Source organism: Comamonas piscis (genome assembly GCF_014109725.1).
In the GTDB taxonomy this organism is placed as follows: Bacteria; Pseudomonadota; Gammaproteobacteria; order Burkholderiales; family Burkholderiaceae_C; genus Comamonas; species Comamonas piscis.
In genome coordinates this window covers 4487336-4505454 of record NZ_CP058554.1, presented here as the reverse complement: position 1 = coordinate 4505454, position 18119 = coordinate 4487336, and the positions used below count along the sequence as shown (strand labels likewise).

Here is an 18119-nt window from a genome sequence, read left to right as displayed (position 1 = left end):
GTGGGGTGAGCGCGAACAATCAATAAAAAAACACCGCCGTCGCAGTGCGAGGGCGGTGTCTAGCTGTTGGCTATAGAGGCGCGGAACAGCCTGATCAGCTTTTGTCGCCCCGGCGCATGCGCAGCAGCTCATCAAGGATCAGCAGGAAGGCGCCCAGGCAGATGGCCGAATCGGCCAGGTTGAAGGCCGGGAAATGGCTGCCCATCCAGTGGAAGTCGAGCATGTCCACAACATAGCCGTGGCGCATGCGATCAATCACATTGCCGATGGCGCCGCCCATGATGCAGCTGAGCGCCAGGCAGAACAGGGTTTTGTGGCTGTGGCGGTAGAGCTGCCAGGTGATGACGCAGGTGACCACCACGCCAATGCCGGTGAACAACCAGCGCTGCCAGCCGCCGGCGCTGGCCAGAAACGAGAAGGCCGCGCCGGGGTTGTGCGCCCGGACGATGTTGAAAAAGCCGGTGATGGTGGTGTACTCGCCCAGCTGGTAGTGGGCCAGGATCCATTCCTTGCTCCACTGGTCCAGCCAGAAAATCACAGCGGCGAGCACCATCCAGAGCACAAACCGGCGCTTGCCGGCGCTGCCCAGCGAAGGGGTGGCGGCGGCGTTCATCAGGCCATCTGGCGGGTTTCACCCGCGCCATTCAGGTTGCTGTCGCAGCGGCCGCACAACGTTGGGTGCGCAGGGTTCTGGCCCACATCGTCGCGGTAGTGCCAGCAGCGCTCGCACTTGGCCTTGTCCGATGGGTTGACGGCCACGCTCAGTGCATCACCGGCAGCCACCGTGGCGGCCGAGGTGATCAGCACAAACTTGAGGTCGTCGGCCAGAGTCTGCAGCAAGGCCAGGTCTTCGGGCTGGGCGCTGATGGCCACTTCGGCCTGCAGCGATGCACCCACCTTGCCATCGGCACGCAGGGTTTCGATGTCCTTGTTGACCACATCGCGGATCTCGCGGATGCGGGCCCACTTGGACAGCAGGGCCTCGTCGCCAGCGGGCAGGTCGCAGAACTTCTCCAGGAAGATGGTCTCGCTGTTGCCGACGATCTTCCAGGCCTCTTCGGCGGTGAAGGACAGGAAAGGTGCCATCCAGCGCAGCATCGCCTGGGTGATCTGGTGCAGCGCGGTCTGGGCTGAGCGGCGTGCCAAGCTGCCTTCGGCGCTGGTGTAAAGACGGTCCTTGAGAACGTCCAGGTAGAAGCCGCCCAGGTCCTCGGAGCAGAACAGCTGCAGCTTGGCCACCACGGGGTGGAACTCATACACCTTGTAGTGCGCCAGCAGTTCGGCCTGGAACTGTGCTGAGCGGGCCAGCGCCCAGCGGTCGATCTCCAGCATGTCGCCGTAGGCCACCGCATCCTTGGCGGCGTCGAAGTCGCTGATGTTGGCCATCAGGAAGCGCAAGGTGTTGCGGATGCGGCGGTAGGCATCCACCACGCGGGCGAGGATCTTGTCGTCGATGCCCAGGTCGCCCGAGTAGTCGGTCGAGGCCACCCACAGGCGGATGATCTCGGCGCCCATCTTGTTGCTCACATCCTGCGGCGCGACGGTGTTGCCCACCGACTTGGACATCTTCTTGCCCTGGCCGTCCACGGTGAAGCCGTGGGTCAGAAGGCCCTTGTAGGGCGCGCGGCCAAAGATGGCCGAGGCCAGCAGCAAGGAGCTGTGGAACCAGCCGCGGTGCTGGTCATGGCCTTCCAGGTACAGGTCGGCCTCGGGCCCGCTGTCGTGGTGGTGCTCGGGGTGGGTGCCGCGCAGCACATGCCAGAAGGTCGAGCCCGAATCGAACCAAACTTCCAGGATGTCGGTGCTCTTGGTGTAGAGCTTGGCCTCGTCAGCGCCCAGGATCTCTTCACCGGTCACGCGGCTCCAGGCCTCGATGCCGCCCTCGGCGACGATGCCGACCGCCTGGTCGAGGATCTCCATCGTGCGCGGGTGCAGCGCGCCCGTGTCCACATGCAGGAAGAAGGGGATAGGCACGCCCCAGCTGCGCTGGCGCGAGATGCACCAGTCCGGGCGGCCGGCGATCATCGCACGCAGGCGGTCCTGGCCGTTTTCCGGGTAAAAGCTGGTGTGCTCGATGGCGTCCAGCGCGATCTGGCGCAGGGTCTGCGCGGGCTTTTGGGCCGGGTCGGTGAACACGCCTTCGCCTTCATCCATGCGGATGAACCACTGGGCAGCGGCGCGGTAGATCACCGGCGTCTTGTGGCGCCAGCAATGCGGGTAGCTGTGGGTGATGGTCTTGGTGTCCATCAGGCGGCCGGCCACCTTCAACGCGTCCAGGATCACGGGCACGGCCTTCCAGATGTGCTGGCCGCCAAACAGCGGCAGCTCTGGGTCGTAGACGCCGTTGCCCTGCACCGGGTTGAGGATGTCCTTGTAGTCCATGCCGTTGTTCACGCAGGAGTTGAAGTCATCCAGGCCGTAAGCAGGCGCCGAGTGCACGATACCGGTACCGTCGTCGGCCGTGGCGTAGTCGGCCAGGTAGACGGGCGAGATGCGGTCGTATCCCTTGTCCACATGGGCCAGCGGGTGCTTGAAGGGCATGTGGTCCAGCACCTTGCCGGGGGCCGAGGCGATGACCTGGCCTTCGATGCTCCAGCGCTCCAGGCACTTGTCCACCAGTGCGCTGGCGAGGATCAGCAGGCCGCGCTCGGTCTGCACCAAGCTGTATTCCAGCTCGGGGTTGACGTTGAGCGCCTGGTTGGCGGGGATGGTCCAGGCGGTGGTCGTCCAGATGACGATGAAGGCTTCCTGGTCCAGCTTGGCCAGGCCGAAGGCGGCTGCCAACTTGGCCGGGTCGGCGGCCGGGAACATCACATCCAGGGTCTGGCTTTGCTTGTCGGCGTATTCGATCTCAAACTCGGCCAGCGACGAGGCACAGTCAAAGCACCAGTAGACGGGCTTGAGACCCCGGTAGACAAAGCCACGCTCCATGACCTTCTTGAGTGCGCGCAGCTCGCCCGCCTCATTGGCATAGTTCATGGTCTTGTAGGGGTGGTCCCAGTCGCCCAGCACGCCCAGGCGCTTGAAGTCCGCCATCTGCTGGCCGATCTGCTCGGTGGCGAAGGCGCGGCTCTTGGCCTGCATCTCGTCGCGGGGCAGGTTGCGGCCATGCAGTTTTTCGATGGCGTTCTCGATCGGCAGGCCGTGGCAGTCCCAGCCCGGCGCGTACAGCGCGTCATAGCCTTCCAGTTGGCGGCTCTTGACGATCATGTCCTTCAGGATCTTGTTGACAGCGTGGCCGATGTGGATCTTGCCGTTGGCATAGGGCGGGCCGTCATGCAGGATGAACTTGGGCGCGCCGCTGCGGGCATCACGCAAACGCTTGTAGATGCCCTTGTCTTCCCACTCCTGCACCCAGGCCGGTTCGCGCTTGGGCAGATCGCCCCGCATCGGAAACGGGGTGTCGGGCATGTTCAAGGTGGCGCGGTACGCAGAGGCCTTTTCTGCGGGGGACGATTTGTCGGACATAAATACCTTCAAAGCAAAACATGGTCCTGATCCGGGCGGGGTGATCATGCCGGTCAGTGGAGAAATGGTTTGCGCAGAAGCGTTGTCTGACGTGCAAGCTGGTGCAGGTGAGCGCTGACTTCTGCGCAGCAGGGCGCAGTCAGGTCAGCGTCAAATTCGGTCGCGCGTGGTTTGGCGACGGGTTTCGGCGTGGCTGGCCGTATGGAAGAAGGCACGGGCATCCGCGCAGTCCTTGGCAATCCCTGTGGTCAGGGCATCCAGACTGTCGTATTTGAGCTCGTCGTGCAGTTTGTGTAGAAGTTCCACCCGGATGAGTTTACCGTATGCCCCGTCACCACCCAGTTCAGCGGGCCATTGCAGGCAGTGGGTTTCCAGCAGCACGCGGCCGCCGTTGACATCATTCGGGTCCAGCGAGGGCCGCACGCCCAGGTTGGCGACGCCCGGCAGGGGCTGCTCGGACAGACCATGCACCTGCACCACAAAGATGCCGCTGGCAGCCGGTTTCCAATGGTCAAAGCGCAGGTTCAGGGTACGAAAGCCATCACCCGCGCCCGCGCGGCTTTCAGCCAGCTGGCGGCCCAGCTTGCGGCCGTGCACCACATGGCCGGATATCGCATAGGGGTAGCCCAGCAGCTTGGCAGCCGCCGGCATATCGCCCTGGCTCAGCGCCTGGCGCACTGCGGTGCTGGAGACGCGCAGGCCATCGGATTCGTAGCTGTTCATCCGCGCCACATCAAAACCCAGCTGGCGGCCGGCCTCGACCAGCATCGCGTAGTCGCCAGCCCGCTGGTGGCCAAAGCGGAAGTCATCTCCCACCAGCAGGTAGCCGGTGCCCAGGCCTTTGAGCAGCACATCGTCGATAAACGCCTGCGGGGCTTGCGCCGCCAGGCGTGCGTTGAAGGGCAGCACAATCGTCTGGTCAATGCCGCACTGGGCCAGCTGGTCGAGCTTGTCCCGCAGGGTGGAGATGCGGGCGGGCGCCAGGTCCGGCTTGTTCAAGACCTGGGCGAAATAGTCGCGTGGATGGGGCTCGAAGGTGAGCGCGCAACTGGCCAGGCCCCGGCGTTGCGCCTCGCTGCGCAGCAAGGCCAGCATGGCCTGGTGGCCCCGGTGCACGCCATCAAAATTGCCGATGGTGAGCGCGCAGTGCCGGGTGACCTCGGGGTGGTCAAGTCCTCTGAAGATCTTCATTGTTGCTTTGATTTCTGTAGCGGCATGCGCTTTCTGTCCGAGCGCCGGTGTGCAATTTCACAATAAAAGTGTATATTGGCCATTATGACTTGGCACCCAGCCATGCGTGCGGCGCACGCGGCCACTGTGGTGCTTTTTCAGGGCCAGGGGCGTCCTGGCCGACGGTATTTCGGTTCAATTCCCAATGCGCAGGAGGCCCATTGTGAAGGTGTTGAAGTTATCGGCAAGCGGCGTTCCCCAATCCTGGATCAGTTTGCAGGAGGCGGTGACGCACTACGCAGCAGGCGATGTGCGCTGGGAGGCGGGCACCAGCGTGGCCTGTTTCCGGGGTGGCCACAATGCCATCACCGGCCTGCAGTCGCGCATTGATGTGGCCAGCATCATCGGCACGCGCGGCAAGCCTGGTATCGATCCCTTTGCGATGCGCATGACGCTCACCAACAGCAAGCTGTTTGGCCGTGACCGCCATATCTGCGCCTACTGCGGCGAGCATTTCGACGAAGAGCACCTGACCCGCGAGCACGTCATTCCCGTATCCCAAAAAGGCCCGGACACCTGGATGAATGTGGTGACGGCCTGTGCATCCTGCAACCACCACAAGGCAGGTCGCACGCCTGAGCAGGCGCATATGCCGCTGCTCTACGCCCCTTACAACCCCAGCCTGTGGGAAGACTTTATCCTGCGCAACCGCCGCATCCTGACCGACCAGATGGAGTTTTTGATGGCCCATGTGCCCAAAAGCTCGCGTTTGACGGCTTGAGCGCTGTCTTTGCTGCGTTCAGCAAAAAGGCCTTGTCATGCGACAAGGCCTTTTCGTTTCAATGCTGTACTTTCAGCCCCGTGCTATCAAGCTTCTTGGGGCTTGTAGGCGGTAACTACAAAGCCGTCGACGGCTTGTCCGGCTTCCATGCGCAGCTCCACATCACGGGTGTCAACACGGTCAAAGCCAGCCGCCTTGGCCAGGCGCACGGTGCTGCTCAAGGTGTGGGTATAGCGGCCAAAGGCGTGGAGCTGGGTGTCCGGGCCGGTGACATCACCATGCTCGCAAGAGAAGATCAGCACGCCGCCGGGAGCCAGCACGCGGTAGGCATCGGCGAGGGTTTGCTGTAGGTCGCCGACGTAGATCAGCACATCCAGTGCAGTGATTGCCTCGAAGGTGTTAGCGGGGGTGGCAGCCAGTGCTTCAAGCAGGTTGACCTGGTGGAACTTGTAGTAGACCTTGTGCTTGGCGGCTTGCTCAAGCATCTTGCTCGACATGTCCACACCCATGATGTAGCCATCGATGGCACCCAACGACGCACCCAGCAGACCGGTTCCGCAGCCCAGATCCAGCAGATTGAAGCTGCGGTTCGGGTAGATCTGCAGCAGCTGGTCGGCGACCTGCTTGGGCAGTTGGTAGGCCAGGTGGCGCACCATGTGCATGTCATAGACCGATGCCATGTCATCGAACATGTGGGTGGTCAACTCGACCGGCACATGCGCGGGCACCTCGCCTTGGGCCAGCTGGTGGTAATACTGGTAGATCTTGTCTTCAGGCTGCAGGGCCAGCAGGGCCGTGGTATCGGGAAGGGCTTCTTGCATGGTGCCGCGCGCTTGCAGCATCTGCACCCGACCGATGCGTGCCAGGTGGTCATCGGGCTGCTCATCGATCAGTGGGCCGAATACGGCCAGTGCCTCGTCGTACTGGCGCACGGCGCCCAAATCCACGGCCAGGTAGCGGCGCAGAACGCGGTCTTCCGGGGTCAGCTCCAGCACGCGGCGCAGATGGCGGATGGCCATGTCGGTATTGCCAACGCGGTGAGCGATGTCGATCACGCCAGCAATCACGCGGGCGTTGTTGGGCTCCAGCGCAATCACTTTCTCTGCGGCAGACATGGCTTCGTGCTCGCGGTTGTGGCGTGCGAACAGCAGTGCTTGCTCCAACAGGCCTGGTGCCCAATCCGGCGCCAGGGTCTCGCTGCGCCGCATAGCATCGAATGCGCCTTGGAGGTTGCCGGATTTCTCGGCCATCAGCCCTGCAAGCATGAACAGGCGCGGATCACGGGGCGCGCGATGCCGTGCGTCGTTCAGGGTTTGGGCGGCACCCGTGAGGTTGCCCACGGAAATCTGGTGGCGGGCGGTTTCGAGGAATTTGCGAATCGGATCGACAGGTGCTTTTGCGCTCATGGAGTAACTGCGGGCGAGCCCGTAAACGTGGCTGTGAATTCAGTAAAGCCTTTGATTATCCGCCATTTGAGGGTGCAGCGTGTTTCGGGACGTTCGGCACCCTGCGATAATGCCGCCTCCATGAAAAACATCGTCATCCTGATCTCCGGCAGCGGCTCCAACATGGCGGCCATCGTACGTACCGCGCAGCAAGAGCGCTGGCAGGAGAGCTTGGGAGCGAGGGTGGCGGCCGTCATCAGCAACAAGGCCAACGCGGGCGGCCTGCCGTTTGCCCAGCAGCAGGGCATTGCGACGGCGGTAGTGGACCACAAGGCCTATGACAGCCGCGAGAGCTTTGATGCCGCGCTGATGGCATGCATTGACGCCCATGCGCCCGACTTGGTGGTGCTGGCCGGTTTTATGCGCATTCTCACGCCAGGCTTTGTCACGCACTACAGCGGCCGGCTGATCAATATCCATCCCTCGCTGTTGCCTGCCTTTGCGGGCCTGCATACCCACCAAAGGGCGATTGATGCCGGTTGCAAGTTCGCCGGCTGCTCGGTGCATCAGGTCATTGCCGATCTGGATGCAGGGCCCATCTTGGAGCAGGGCCTGGTGCCTGTGCTGCCGGGCGATACGGCCGAGCTGCTGGCCGCGCGCGTGCTGGTGCAGGAGCACCAGATCTACCCCAAGGCCGTGCGCGCGCTGCTGCAGGCACGCTGAGCGCTGGCCAACGCTGTCAAACCTGGTCAGGTGTTTCGGTCTGTGGCTTATAAGCCGCAAACCGGGGCTGGCGCTGGCCGTTCACTTCCACGTCCTCGCTGAACATGGCCGCTGGCCGCACCCACCATCCGAAGTCGCCATACAGCGCTTGGTAAACCACCAGCCATTCTCGCGTTTCGCTGTGCTGCGCCAGCTGCCAAACTTGGTAGAGCTGGCCCTTGTAGTGGCGGTAGAGCCCGGGCGAAATAGCTGGTGCTGGCATGGTGTGCTGTTCCATAATCTGAAAAATAAATAAGACTAGCAGATGATCCTGGGACCGTCTGCAAAACCGTCGCCCAATGGGGATGGACGCGGATCGCCCGAGCCCGCGTTCAGACCACGGCAGGGAGTTTTGCAGAGGGTCCCTTGGGCTGCTGGACAAGAATTTTTTTCGGGGGTGGGGTGGAACAGATCGATTTTGTGCAGCGGGTCGATGCCTATGCGCTGGCCGCTGTGAGCGACCCGGCCAGGTTTCAACGCCGGGTTTTTGGTATGGCCTTGCTGGCAGGGCTGTGGATTTGGGGCGGGCTGCTGCTTGGGATTGGGCTGCTCGCCTGGGCCGTGCTGTCCTATGTCTACCAGGGCTTTTACGGGCTGCAGATCTTTGGCTTTTTTGCCGGCCTGGCGTTGCTGATCAGTGTGCTGCGGCTGACCCGGTCTGATTGGCAGGTGCCAGACGGCATTGCGGTGCCGGCAGCCGAATGCCCACGCCTGTTCGAAGCGCTGGATCGGGTGCGCCAGAAGGTGGGCGGGCCCCGCATCACCCATCTGGTGATCACCGAAGACTATGGTCTGCGCATTGCCCAGCAGATGCGGCTGGGCGGGCTGCTGCCCGCGCGCCACCACCTGCTGCTGGGCCTGCCGCTGGCCATGGCGATTGACCGGTCGCGCCTGGTCGCGATGATTGCCCAGGAATACAGCCATCTGCGCCGCCGCCAGGGCTGGTTGCAGGCGGCGGTCTACCGCGCCCGCCGCCGCCTGCAGGGCCTGCATGAGCGGCTGGCCGATGCCCGCCAGATGACGCATCTGGGCTGGGCCAACGAACGTTTTATGCGCTGGTACCTGCCACGCTGGTGGGCCGCGAGCTTTGTGGTGGCACGCCAGGACGAGGTGGTGGCTGACCGCATGGCGGCGCGCTGGGTGAGCAAGCCGCTGATGGGTGAGGCGCTGTCCGAAGTGGCCGTGCGCGGGCGCTGGTTCCGCGAGCAGTTCTGGACCATGCACTGGCTGCGCGCCCGCGAGCTGGCATCGCCGATGGGGCCCTTCAGCCTGATGGCCGGGGTGATGAACCACAGCATGGATGTCAACTGGGTCTACCAGGGCTGGAAGCAGGAGTACTACGCGCCAGCCGGCTACCAGCACACGCCCCCCAGCCTGCGCGAGCGCCTGCGTGGGTTGGATGTTCCCCCGGGCCTCACCCCCATGTCCAGCAGCAATTGCCTGGCCTGGCTGGGCAAGCGCTCGGAGCGCTGGATTGAACTGCTGGACCAGCGCTGGTGTGTGCGCCACGGCCATGACTGGGTGGCCTACCGCCAGATTTTGAGTACTGCAGCCGGGCGCGTGGAGGTGCTGATGCCGCGCGAGCCCTATCTGGATGCCGACCAGCTGGTGGAGCTGGGCTGGCAGCTGCAATGCAGTGCCTTGCAGCACCAGGATGCCCCCTTGCCGATTTACCAACGCGCGCTGCAGCTGGAGCCTGACAACGCCCGCGCGCTGGCGGCCTGCGCCAGCCTGCACATGGGCATGGACGGCGAGGCACAGCTCGCGTACCTGGCGCAGGCCTATGCATGCCTGCCCGCCATGGGCGCTGCCTGGTGCCGGCTGGCTTCTGGCGTGCTCGATGTGCTGGAGGACGAGGATGTGCAGGAGGCATCGGTGCGGCAACTGCGCGACGACTGGCATGCGCGCGAGCTGCAGGCCCGGGCGCAGCTGCAGGCGCTGCGCCAGGAACAGATGGAGCAGGGCAGCCTGCTGGGCGCACGCGCCTGCACGGCGCTGCCGCATCCGCTCTGGGCATCGGAGCTGGCCGTGCTCCAGATCCACTTGCAGCACTGCCCCCGCTTGCGCCGCGCCTGGCTGATGGCGCGGCCGCTGCGAGCACTGCCCGGCGCCTATGCCTTGGTGCTGGTGCTGGACCGGCCAGGCTTGCACTACCAGGAGAACAAGCGGCTGGAGCAGCAATGGCGCGGTTATCTGGAGCGCGAGCTGCTGCTGTGCAAGCTGATGCCGCTATGGCTGACCCATGTGGACGAGCTGGGCCCCACGGCGCTGAGGCAATTGGCGGCCATGCCCTGGGCGCTGTTGTACGACCGCAGCGTCCAGCCTGCCGCTGCCCGCAGTGCGGCCGCGCCCCTGCGCGGGTAGCCGGGCCTGGCGCCCGGATACTGGCGCAATGGGACAATAGCGCCCTATGCATCCCAAAGCCCTATTAGATGCCTGCGCCGAGTTGGTTGCGCAGGCCCTCACCTTTGAACACCCGGCCGATGCCGTGGTGTCGCGTTATTTCCGTGACCACCGCAACCTGGGCCCGCGCGAGCGGGGCACCCTGGCTGAGACGGTCTACACCGTGCTGCGCAAGAAAACCCTGTTTGAATCGCTGGCTCGCTCGGGCAGCGGCGCGCGCGAGCGCCGCCTGGCCATTCTGGGCTTTGCCGGCCCGCGCAGCTTTGTCAAAAGCGCGCTGACGGACCAGGAAGTCAAATGGCTCGACGACTGCGACGCCATTCCGCCCGACAGCCTCATGCCCCAGCACCGCCACAACCTGCCGGACTGGCTGGTCGAGCCGCTGCAGGCCCAGGTTGGCGACCAGTTCGAGCAGCTGGCTGCCAGCATGCTGGAGATGGCGCCGCTGGATCTGCGCGCCAATGCCTTGCTGACCAAGCGTGCCGAGCTGCAAAAAGAGCTGAAGGTTGCCGGCATCAAGGCCGAAATCACCCCGTACTCGCCTTGGGGCCTGCGCGTGGCAGACAAGCCTGTGCTGTCGCGCCTCGATGCCTTTGTCAAAGGCCGTGTCGAGGTGCAGGACGAGGGCTCGCAGCTGCTGGCCCTGCTGCTGGATGCCAAGCGTGGCGAGATGGTGACCGACTTTTGCGCCGGTGCTGGCGGCAAGACCCTGGCCATTGGCGCGACCATGCGCAGTACCGGGCGTCTGTACGCCTTTGATGTGTCGGCCCACCGCCTCGAAGCGCTCAAGCCACGCCTGGCCCGCTCGGGCCTGTCGAACGTGCACCCCGCCGCGATTGCCCATGAGCGCGACGAGCGCGTCAAGCGCCTGGTCGGCAAGATGGACCGGGTGCTGGTCGATGCGCCTTGCTCGGGCCTGGGCACCTTGCGCCGCAATCCTGATTTGAAGTGGCGCCAGAACCCCCAGGGGATTGAAGAGATGAGCGCCAAGCAGGCCGCCATTCTGGCCAGCAGCGCCCGGATGGTGAAGTCTGGCGGCCGGCTGGTCTATGCCACCTGCAGCATCTTGCCAGCTGAGAACGAGGCGATTGCCGAGGCCTTTGCCGCCGCCCACCCGGACTTTGAACCGCTGGATGCCGGCGCGCTGCTGGAGGGCCTGAAGGTGGAGCAAGCCGCCAGCCTGTGCAGCGGCGGCGAAAGCGGCAGCCTGTACCTGCGCCTGTGGCCGCACCTGCACCAGACCGACGGTTTCTTTGCCGCCGTCTGGCAACGCAAGTAAGTCAGTCTTTCCAGCCTAGCAGACCCAGCCAGTTGGCCACACTGCGCCAACCGGCACCCCAGCCCGCATAGGCCTGCACCTGCACCAGCAACTGGGCGGGCTGCAGGCCTTCTGCTTGCAGCCAGTACCAGCCAGCATGCGCGCCATTGCAATGCGGCGCATCCTCGGCCACTAGGCGCAGCCCACTGTGCCAGGGGGAGCTGATTTGCAGCTGCCCGGCATTGCAGTACAGGCTGCTGCCCGCTTCCAGATACAACCATTGGCCCTGGCCTGCGCGAAAGGCCAGGCTGCTTCTTTGGAGGTTTGGCGGCGTTGCGGCGCTGGCCTGGGCCGTTGCCGCTGCAGTGCTGGGCAGGGTCGGGGCGAAGCGGGCGGTGGTGGCGGTGCTGGAGGTCATTTTTGCGCTTTCCTGAGCGTTTCAGAACAGGGCTCTAGCGTAAAAAAAGCCCGGGTATCGCAACAGGCACAGCTGCTGGCGTTGGCGGGCAGAACAGCGCAAGCACAAAGCAGCTGTTCTGGTTCAAAATGGCGGTTTCTGTATCTGTTCTGTCAGGGTTGAACCTGAGACCATAGCCCTGATTGTTGGACCCAGGAGGCCTGCTGTGCCGCTGTTAGAAGAAAGTCTGTGCGATACCTCGGTAGATACTGTTGCGGAGGTGGCGGACAGCCCCGCTGCCGATGACGCGTTTCTGTACGAGCGCATCGCGGCGCATTTTGAGCAAGCGATTGCCCAGCAGAGCCTGGGTGTGGGCGCGCGCATGCCCTCGGTGCGCGATATCCGGCGTCTGCACCATGTCAGCCACAGCACGGCGCTGCAGGTGCTGCGCGTGCTTGAGTCGCGTGGCTTGATCGAGGCGCGGCCCCGCGTGGGCTATTTCGTCAGCGACACCGCTTTGCAAATGCCCGCCGCGCGCGAGCCCTTGCAGCTGGCGCCATTTCCCATGCAGGACCACCGCTTTGAAGGCATTGGCGAGCGTGCGGCCGAGTACCTGAACAAGGCGCGCCTCAAGGGGCCGTTGAAAGTCGATCTGGGCAGTGCGATGCCGGCGCCCGAGCTGTTTGATGCCAAGCTGCTGAACCAGTTGGCCGTCGCCTTGCTGCGCGAGCAGCCGCAGATTTTGGTGCATGGCCCTTCGGCGCCGTTCACGCATCCGGATTTTCAGGCCTCGATGGCGCGCTATGCGCTGGGCTTTGGGGTGCGCCTGGCGCCCATGGACATTGGTGCCACCTTTGGCAACTCCGAGGCGGTCAACCTGGCATTGGATGCGCTGACCCAGCCGGGCGACATGGTGGCGATTGAATCGCCGACCTTTTACGGCATCCTGCAAGCGATCGAAGCCAAGAAGCTGCAGGCGCTGGAGATTCCATCGAGCCCGCACACGGGCATGTCGATCGAGGCGCTGGAGCTGGCCTTGCGCACCCATCCCAACCTCAAGGCCGTGGTGGTGGTGCCCCATTTACAGATGCCCCAGGGCGCCACCATGCCCGACAGCCACAAGAAGCGCCTGGTGGCCTTGTGCCGCGAGTACCGGGTGGCCTTGATCGAGGACGATATCTACCGCGAATTTGTCGAATCCGACGAGGTGCTGAAGCCCTGCAAGGCCTGGGACACCGATGGCTCGGTGATCTACTGCTCTTCGCTGTCCAAAAGCTATGCGCCGGGCCTGCGCCTGGGTTGGATGAATGCCGGGCGCTGGCAGGAGCGGGTGCAGATGATCAAGTTTGCGCGCTCGCGCAACTTACCAGTCTGGCCGCAGTTGCTGGGCGCGCGCACGGTGGGATCGCCTTCGTACATGCGGCATCTGGTGCGCCTGCGCCAGCAGCTGCGGGTGCAGCGCCAGGCCGCTGCGCAGGCGGTGGCGCGGTATTTCCCCATCGGCACGCGGCTGAGTTTGCCGGCCGGGGGCCTCAGCATCTGGCTGGAGCTGCCCGAGCAGATTTCGTCAAGCCGCCTCTATGACGAGGCACTGGCCGTGGGCATCCGTGTGGCGCCCGGCGATATGTTCAGCAACACCGGCCATTACGACCACTTTTTGCGGCTGAGTTGCGGCATGCCGTTTACCGATGCAGTGGACGATGCCTACCGCAGCCTGGGGCGCATGATGCATGCGCAACTCGGTCTGCCACCCCGGGCTTGATGCGCGGAGCGCATTGCAAAAAACCAGACGCAGAAAAACACAAAGGACACCGAGGTGTCCTTTGTGGTGGGCGTGTGTAGCAGACCTTTGCAGGGCTGCTACAGGCTGATTACTTCAGCTTCACTTCCTTGTAATCCACATGCTTGCGAGCCTTGGGATCGAACTTGGAGATCAACATCTTTTCAGGCATTGTCTTTTTGTTCTTGGTGGTCGTGTAGAAGTGACCGGTGCCGGCTGTCGATTCCAGCTTGATTTTTTCGCGTCCGCCTTTGGATGCCATGGTGATACTCCTTAAGCTTGGCCACGTGCGCGCAGGTCTGCGAGCACAGAATCAATACCGTTCTTGTCGATCAGACGCAGAGCGGCGCTGGAAACACGCAGGCGAACCCAGCGGTTTTCAGTCTCCACCCAGAAACGGCGGTATTGCAGGTTCGGCAGGAACCGGCGCTTGGTTTTGTTGTTGGCGTGGGAAACATTGTTTCCCGACATGGGCTTCTTGCCCGTTACTTCGCAAACGCGTGCCATCAGGACACTCCGAAAGTTTTACAGCTGCTTGCCCTGTCTGCTTCGTAAAAAGCAGCGCGGCTTGCAGCCTCACCTCGCCAATCAAAGGGTGGCGGTAGCCCATGTTCACAGCAGGACCTGTTCAGTGGTGCAAGACCGCTGGCCAACCTGCCGTAGTTTCCTGTTCACGCGCCGGGGATTGCGAAATAGCAAAAGGCGGCAAGCAGCAAAGCCAAGGATTATAGCCCGAAAGCAAAATTCGGGCTATCCCCATCGCTTGTCGGCTTATTCCTGTTCGAGGAAACGCTGGGCATCCAGCGCGGCCATGCAGCCCGTGCCCGCGCTGGTAATGGCTTGGCGGTAGACATGGTCTTGCACATCGCCCGCGGCAAAGATGCCAGAAACGCTGGTTTGTGTGGCAAAGCCGCCACGGCCCATCTGGGTCACCAGGTAGCCGTTTTCCATCTCCAGCTGGCCTTGGAAGATGTCGGTATTGGGGTGGTGGCCAATGGCGATAAAGCAGCCTTGCAGCGCGATGTCTTCGGTGTGGCCGTCTTGCGTGCTCTTGATGCGGATGCCGTTGACGCCCGACTGGTCGCCCAGCACTTCATCGAGGGTGAAGTGGGTCTTGAGCTCGATCTTGCCTTCCTTGACCTTCTCCATCAGCTTGTCCACCAGGATGGGCTCGGCCTTGAACTTGTCGCGGCGGTGCACCAGGGTCACCTTGCTGGCGATATTGGACAGGTAGAGCGCCTCTTCGACGGCAGTATTGCCGCCGCCGATCACGCAGACGGGCTGCTCGCGGTAGAAAAAGCCGTCACAGGTGGCGCAGGCCGACACGCCTCGGCCCATAAAGGCTTCTTCAGTGGGCAGACCCAGGTACTTGGCCGATGCGCCGGTGGCGATGATCAGGCTGTCGCAGGTGTAGGTGCCGCTGCCGCCGCTCAGGGTGAAGGGGCGCTTGCTGAAATCGACCTTGTCGATGTGGTCAAAGATGATCTGGGTCTTGAAGCGTTCGGCATGCTCCAAAAAGCGCTGCATCAACGCCGGGCCTTGCACGCCCATCACATCAGCGGGCCAGTTGTCCACTTCGGTGGTGGTCGTCAGTTGGCCGCCCTGGGCCATGCCGGTGATCAGCACGGGATCGAGGTTGGCGCGCGCCGCATAGATGGCGGCCGTGTAGCCCGCAGGGCCTGAGCCCAAAATCAGTACTTTGGCATGTTGGTTGACGGCAGACATAGAACTCCTATCGCATTCAGGGGGCGGGTGCCGGGCACCCGCAAATCAGTAAGGCGGCCGGCGCACAGCGCTCGGCAAAACATCAAAGAGTATCAAACACTCCGGCCCCGTTGGGGATGACTTGTGCCAATATCCTTGATTGTCACAAGCCATCGCCGGCCGAGCAGGACCCCATCGCCACGCGGAGCCGCCAATGACAACAATCGTTGCAGCGCTGGCGCGCAAGGGGGCGGCTTGTAGGATGATAGGTTGATTACAAAATGTTGCGTATTGACGTGCTGCAGGGCTGGATAGTGTGGGATAGCGGACGATTTTCAGGCATAAGACCTATGTTTTTATTGAATATTCATGTGCCATGCAGGGGGCGGCTGGTGGGCGGGCTGTTAGCTGCCTACCAGCGGAGTGACTGCACTTCGCCTCGGCGCCCTGGTGGCTGGGCTGCATTAGCCAGTCCCGCGCTGCTGGTCTGCTATCGAATTTGCAATCCGCTTAGGGTAAGCTCTGGCTCCTAGGTTATGGCTTACTCATCAAAGAAATCAAAGGCTCCGCCCCATGCTGGCACCTCGCTGGTCATGGGGGTTCGCCGTTTTGGGCACGAGCTGGTGCTCATCGTCAGTTTTGTGCTGATGGCGTTTTGCGTCGCCGCCATGCTGAGCTATTCGCCCAAGGACCCCGCCTGGTCCACCTCGGGCTCGCAGATCGCCGGCCATGTCAGCAATTGGATGGGGCGCCTGGGGGCCATGGTCTCGGACGGCGGCTATTTCATGGTCGGCTTTTCCGTCTGGTGGCTGGTGGTTGCGGCCGTGCTGGCCTGGTTCTCGTCGCTGGCGCGCTGGTTGCGCGCGGGCGAAGCGCCGCCCAACGATCCGCGCCCGCTGTGGCTGCGCCGCATGGTGTTTTGGGGCGGCCTGGTGGTGTTGCTGCTGGCCAGTGCGGCGCTGGAGTGGTCGCGCCTCTACCGTTTTGAACCCATCCTGCCCGGCGCTGCTGGTGGCGTACTGGGCTTTTTGCTGGGCCCGTTGGCTGAGCGCTGGATGGGCTTTACCGGTTCCGGCATTGTCGGCGTCATGCTGCTGCTGCTGGGCCTGTCCTGGATTCTGGGTTTCTCCTGGGGCCAGATTGCCGAAAAGCTCGGCTCCGGCATCGAGCGTTTTCTGCAAAAGCTGATGCTGCGCCGCGAAGCCGCCGCCGACAAGGCCGTGGGCAAAAAGGCGGCGCAGGCGCGTGAGGCCGAAGTGAGCAGTGCGGCGCCAGCGCCGATGGCGTCGCGCATGGATCCCACCGGCGATGGCATGGACAGCATGCTGCCAGCCGCAGCGCGCGGTGCCCCGGTGGATTCCGGCCTGCATATTGCCCAACCGCTCAAGCCCCAGGTGCAACCCAGCGCCCGCGTGGTCAAGGAGCGCCAGAAGCCGCTGTTCAACGAGCTGCGCGATACCCGTTTGCCCCAGGTCGATTTGCTCGATGCAGCTCCCAAGTCGCAGGAGAGCGTCTCCTACGAAACCCTGGAGATGACCAGCCGCCTGATCGAGAAAAAGCTCAAGGACTTTGGCGTCGAAGTCCGCGTGGTCGAGGCCGCGCCCGGCCCGGTGATCACCCGCTACGAAATCGAGCCGGCCACCGGCGTCAAGGGCTCGCAGATCGTCAACCTGGCCAAGGACCTGGCACGTTCGCTGTCGCTGGTGTCCATCCGCGTGGTGGAAACCATTCCCGGCAAGACCTTCATGGCGTTGGAGCTGCCCAATGCCAAGCGCCAGACCATCCGCCTGACCGAAATCCTGGGCTCGCATGAGTACCATGACGCCAAGAGCCTGCTGACCATGGGCCTGGGCAAGGACATCATCGGCAAGCCGGTGGTGGCCGACCTGGCCAAGATGCCGCATGTGCTGGTCGCCGGTACCACCGGCTCCGGTAAGTCCGTGGGTATCAACGCGATGATCCTGTCCGTGCTCTACAAGGCAGAGGCCAAGGATGTGCGGCTGATGATGATCGACCCCAAGATGCTGGAAATGTCGGTCTACGAAGGCATTCCGCACCTGCTGTGCCCCGTGGTGACGGACATGAAGCAGGCCGCCAATGGGCTGAACTGGTGCGTGGCCGAGATGGAGCGCCGCTACAAGCTGATGAGCAAGCTGGGTGTGCGCAACCTGGCGGGCTACAACACCAAGATCGACGATGCCAACGCGCGCGAGGAAAGCATTGGCAACCCCTTCAGCCTGACCCCCGAGACCCCCGAGCCCTTGCAGCGCCTGCCGCATATCGTGGTGGTGATCGATGAGCTGGCCGATTTGATGATGGTCGTCGGCAAAAAGATTGAAGAGCTGATTGCGCGCCTGGCGCAAAAGGCGCGTGCCGCCGGCATCCACCTGATCCTGGCCACCCAGCGCCCCAGCGTCGATGTGATCACCGGCCTGATCAAGGCCAATATTCCGTCGCGTATCGCGTTCTCGGTAGGTTCCAAGATCGACAGCCGCACCATTCTGGACCAGATGGGAGCCGAGGCGCTGCTGGGCATGGGCGACATGCTCTACATGGCCAGCGGCACCGGTTTCCCGGTGCGGGTGCATGGCGCCTTTGTGTCCGACGAGGAAGTGCACCGCGTGGTCAGCTACCTCAAGGAGCAGGGCGAGCCCGACTACATCGACGGCATACTCGAAGGTGGCACGGGCGAGGGCGATTCCGGCTTTGGCGATGAAGAGGGTGGCGGCAGCGGCGAGAAAGATCCGATGTACGACCAGGCGGTCGAGATCGTCCTCAAGGACCGCAAGGCCAGCATCTCTTACGTGCAGCGCAAGCTGCGCATCGGCTACAACCGCTCGGCCAACCTGCTCGAAGAGATGGAGCGCGCCGGCCTGGTGAGCGCCTTGACCGGCAGCGGCCAGCGCGAAGTGCTGGTGGCCCACCGCCCTGGCGGTGAAGAATAGCGCCATTGCCGGTAAACATTCGCAAAGCCAGCGCCCTGGCGGCACCTGGCGGGCACTTGTGGCCCG

The 18119-nt window shown here is 63.4% G+C and carries 15 protein-coding genes; 6 read left to right on the top strand and 9 right to left on the bottom strand.

Annotated elements, in window-relative coordinates; all coding sequences use genetic code 11:
* Positions 1-94: 94 nt before the first annotated feature.
* From lspA to HS961_RS20270, 3 genes are all read right to left on the bottom strand, one after another.
* Complete coding sequence (lspA, locus tag HS961_RS20280) at positions 95-613, bottom strand: signal peptidase II (RefSeq protein WP_182325112.1); 519 nt, start codon at positions 611-613, stop codon at positions 95-97.
* Positions 613-3468: an isoleucine--tRNA ligase gene (ileS, locus tag HS961_RS20275; RefSeq protein WP_182325109.1), complete on the bottom strand. Its 2856-nt coding sequence runs from the start codon at positions 3466-3468 to the stop codon at positions 613-615. Before ileS ends, lspA begins: the two co-directional genes overlap by 1 nt.
* Positions 3469-3618: 150 nt before the next feature.
* The gene (locus HS961_RS20270; protein WP_182325107.1) at positions 3619-4659 is read right to left on the bottom strand and encodes a bifunctional riboflavin kinase/FAD synthetase; all 1041 of its coding nucleotides are present in this window, start codon (positions 4657-4659) and stop codon (positions 3619-3621) included.
* Between the two features lie 202 nt (positions 4660-4861).
* On the opposite strand from HS961_RS20270, the gene HS961_RS20265 reads away from it, so the two are divergent.
* Positions 4862-5419, top strand: coding sequence for an HNH endonuclease (locus HS961_RS20265; RefSeq protein ID WP_182325105.1), 558 nt, complete (start codon positions 4862-4864; stop codon positions 5417-5419).
* Between the two features lie 86 nt (positions 5420-5505).
* Here the strand turns inward: HS961_RS20265 and HS961_RS20260 are convergent, their stop codons facing one another.
* On the bottom strand, positions 5506-6825 hold the full coding sequence (locus tag HS961_RS20260; protein WP_182325103.1) for a methyltransferase domain-containing protein: 1320 nt from the start codon (positions 6823-6825) through the stop codon (positions 5506-5508).
* 120 nt (positions 6826-6945) lie between these two features.
* Here HS961_RS20260 and purN point away from each other — a divergent pair, with 120 nt between their 5' ends.
* Positions 6946-7527, top strand: a complete 582-nt coding sequence (purN, locus tag HS961_RS20255; protein WP_182325101.1) for a phosphoribosylglycinamide formyltransferase — start codon at positions 6946-6948, stop codon at positions 7525-7527.
* A 16-nt stretch (positions 7528-7543) separates the two neighbouring features.
* On the opposite strand, the gene HS961_RS20250 is transcribed toward purN, so the two are convergent.
* A complete protein-coding gene (locus HS961_RS20250; protein WP_238347680.1) occupies positions 7544-7804 on the bottom strand; it encodes a DUF1653 domain-containing protein in 261 nt (86 codons plus the stop codon).
* A gap of 164 nt (positions 7805-7968) precedes the next feature.
* On the opposite strand from HS961_RS20250, the gene HS961_RS20245 reads away from it, so the two are divergent.
* Both HS961_RS20245 and HS961_RS20240 read left to right on the top strand, forming a co-directional pair.
* Positions 7969-9930 carry a hypothetical protein gene (locus HS961_RS20245; protein ID WP_182325099.1) on the top strand — a complete coding sequence of 654 codons (1962 nt, stop codon included), beginning with the start codon at positions 7969-7971 and terminating at the stop codon, positions 9928-9930.
* A gap of 46 nt (positions 9931-9976) precedes the next feature.
* Positions 9977-11248 carry an RsmB/NOP family class I SAM-dependent RNA methyltransferase gene (locus HS961_RS20240; protein WP_182325097.1) on the top strand — a complete coding sequence of 424 codons (1272 nt, stop codon included), beginning with the start codon at positions 9977-9979 and terminating at the stop codon, positions 11246-11248.
* A gap of 1 nt (position 11249) precedes the next feature.
* Here HS961_RS20240 and HS961_RS20235 read toward each other — a convergent pair whose 3' ends face one another.
* The gene (locus HS961_RS20235; protein ID WP_182325095.1) at positions 11250-11645 is read right to left on the bottom strand and encodes a hypothetical protein; all 396 of its coding nucleotides are present in this window, start codon (positions 11643-11645) and stop codon (positions 11250-11252) included.
* A 259-nt stretch (positions 11646-11904) separates the two neighbouring features.
* Between HS961_RS20235 and HS961_RS20230 the strand changes: the two genes are divergently transcribed.
* Positions 11905-13386 (top strand): PLP-dependent aminotransferase family protein, encoded by a 1482-nt coding sequence (locus tag HS961_RS20230; RefSeq protein WP_238347966.1) that lies wholly within the window; start codon positions 11905-11907, stop codon positions 13384-13386.
* A gap of 109 nt (positions 13387-13495) precedes the next feature.
* Here HS961_RS20230 and rpmG read toward each other — a convergent pair whose 3' ends face one another.
* The 3 genes from rpmG to trxB all read right to left on the bottom strand — a co-directional run bounded on the left by rpmG (position 13496) and on the right by trxB (position 15129).
* Complete coding sequence (gene rpmG, locus HS961_RS20225; protein ID WP_133858674.1) at positions 13496-13666, bottom strand: 50S ribosomal protein L33; 171 nt, start codon at positions 13664-13666, stop codon at positions 13496-13498.
* 11 nt (positions 13667-13677) lie between these two features.
* A complete protein-coding gene (rpmB, locus tag HS961_RS20220; protein ID WP_182325093.1) occupies positions 13678-13911 on the bottom strand; it encodes a 50S ribosomal protein L28 in 234 nt (77 codons plus the stop codon).
* Between the two features lie 264 nt (positions 13912-14175).
* Positions 14176-15129, bottom strand: a complete 954-nt coding sequence (gene trxB, locus HS961_RS20215; protein WP_182325091.1) for a thioredoxin-disulfide reductase — start codon at positions 15127-15129, stop codon at positions 14176-14178.
* A 515-nt stretch (positions 15130-15644) separates the two neighbouring features.
* Between trxB and HS961_RS20210 the strand changes: the two genes are divergently transcribed.
* The gene (locus HS961_RS20210; RefSeq protein WP_182325089.1) at positions 15645-18053 is read left to right on the top strand and encodes a DNA translocase FtsK; all 2409 of its coding nucleotides are present in this window, start codon (positions 15645-15647) and stop codon (positions 18051-18053) included.
* Positions 18054-18119 lie beyond the last annotated feature (66 nt).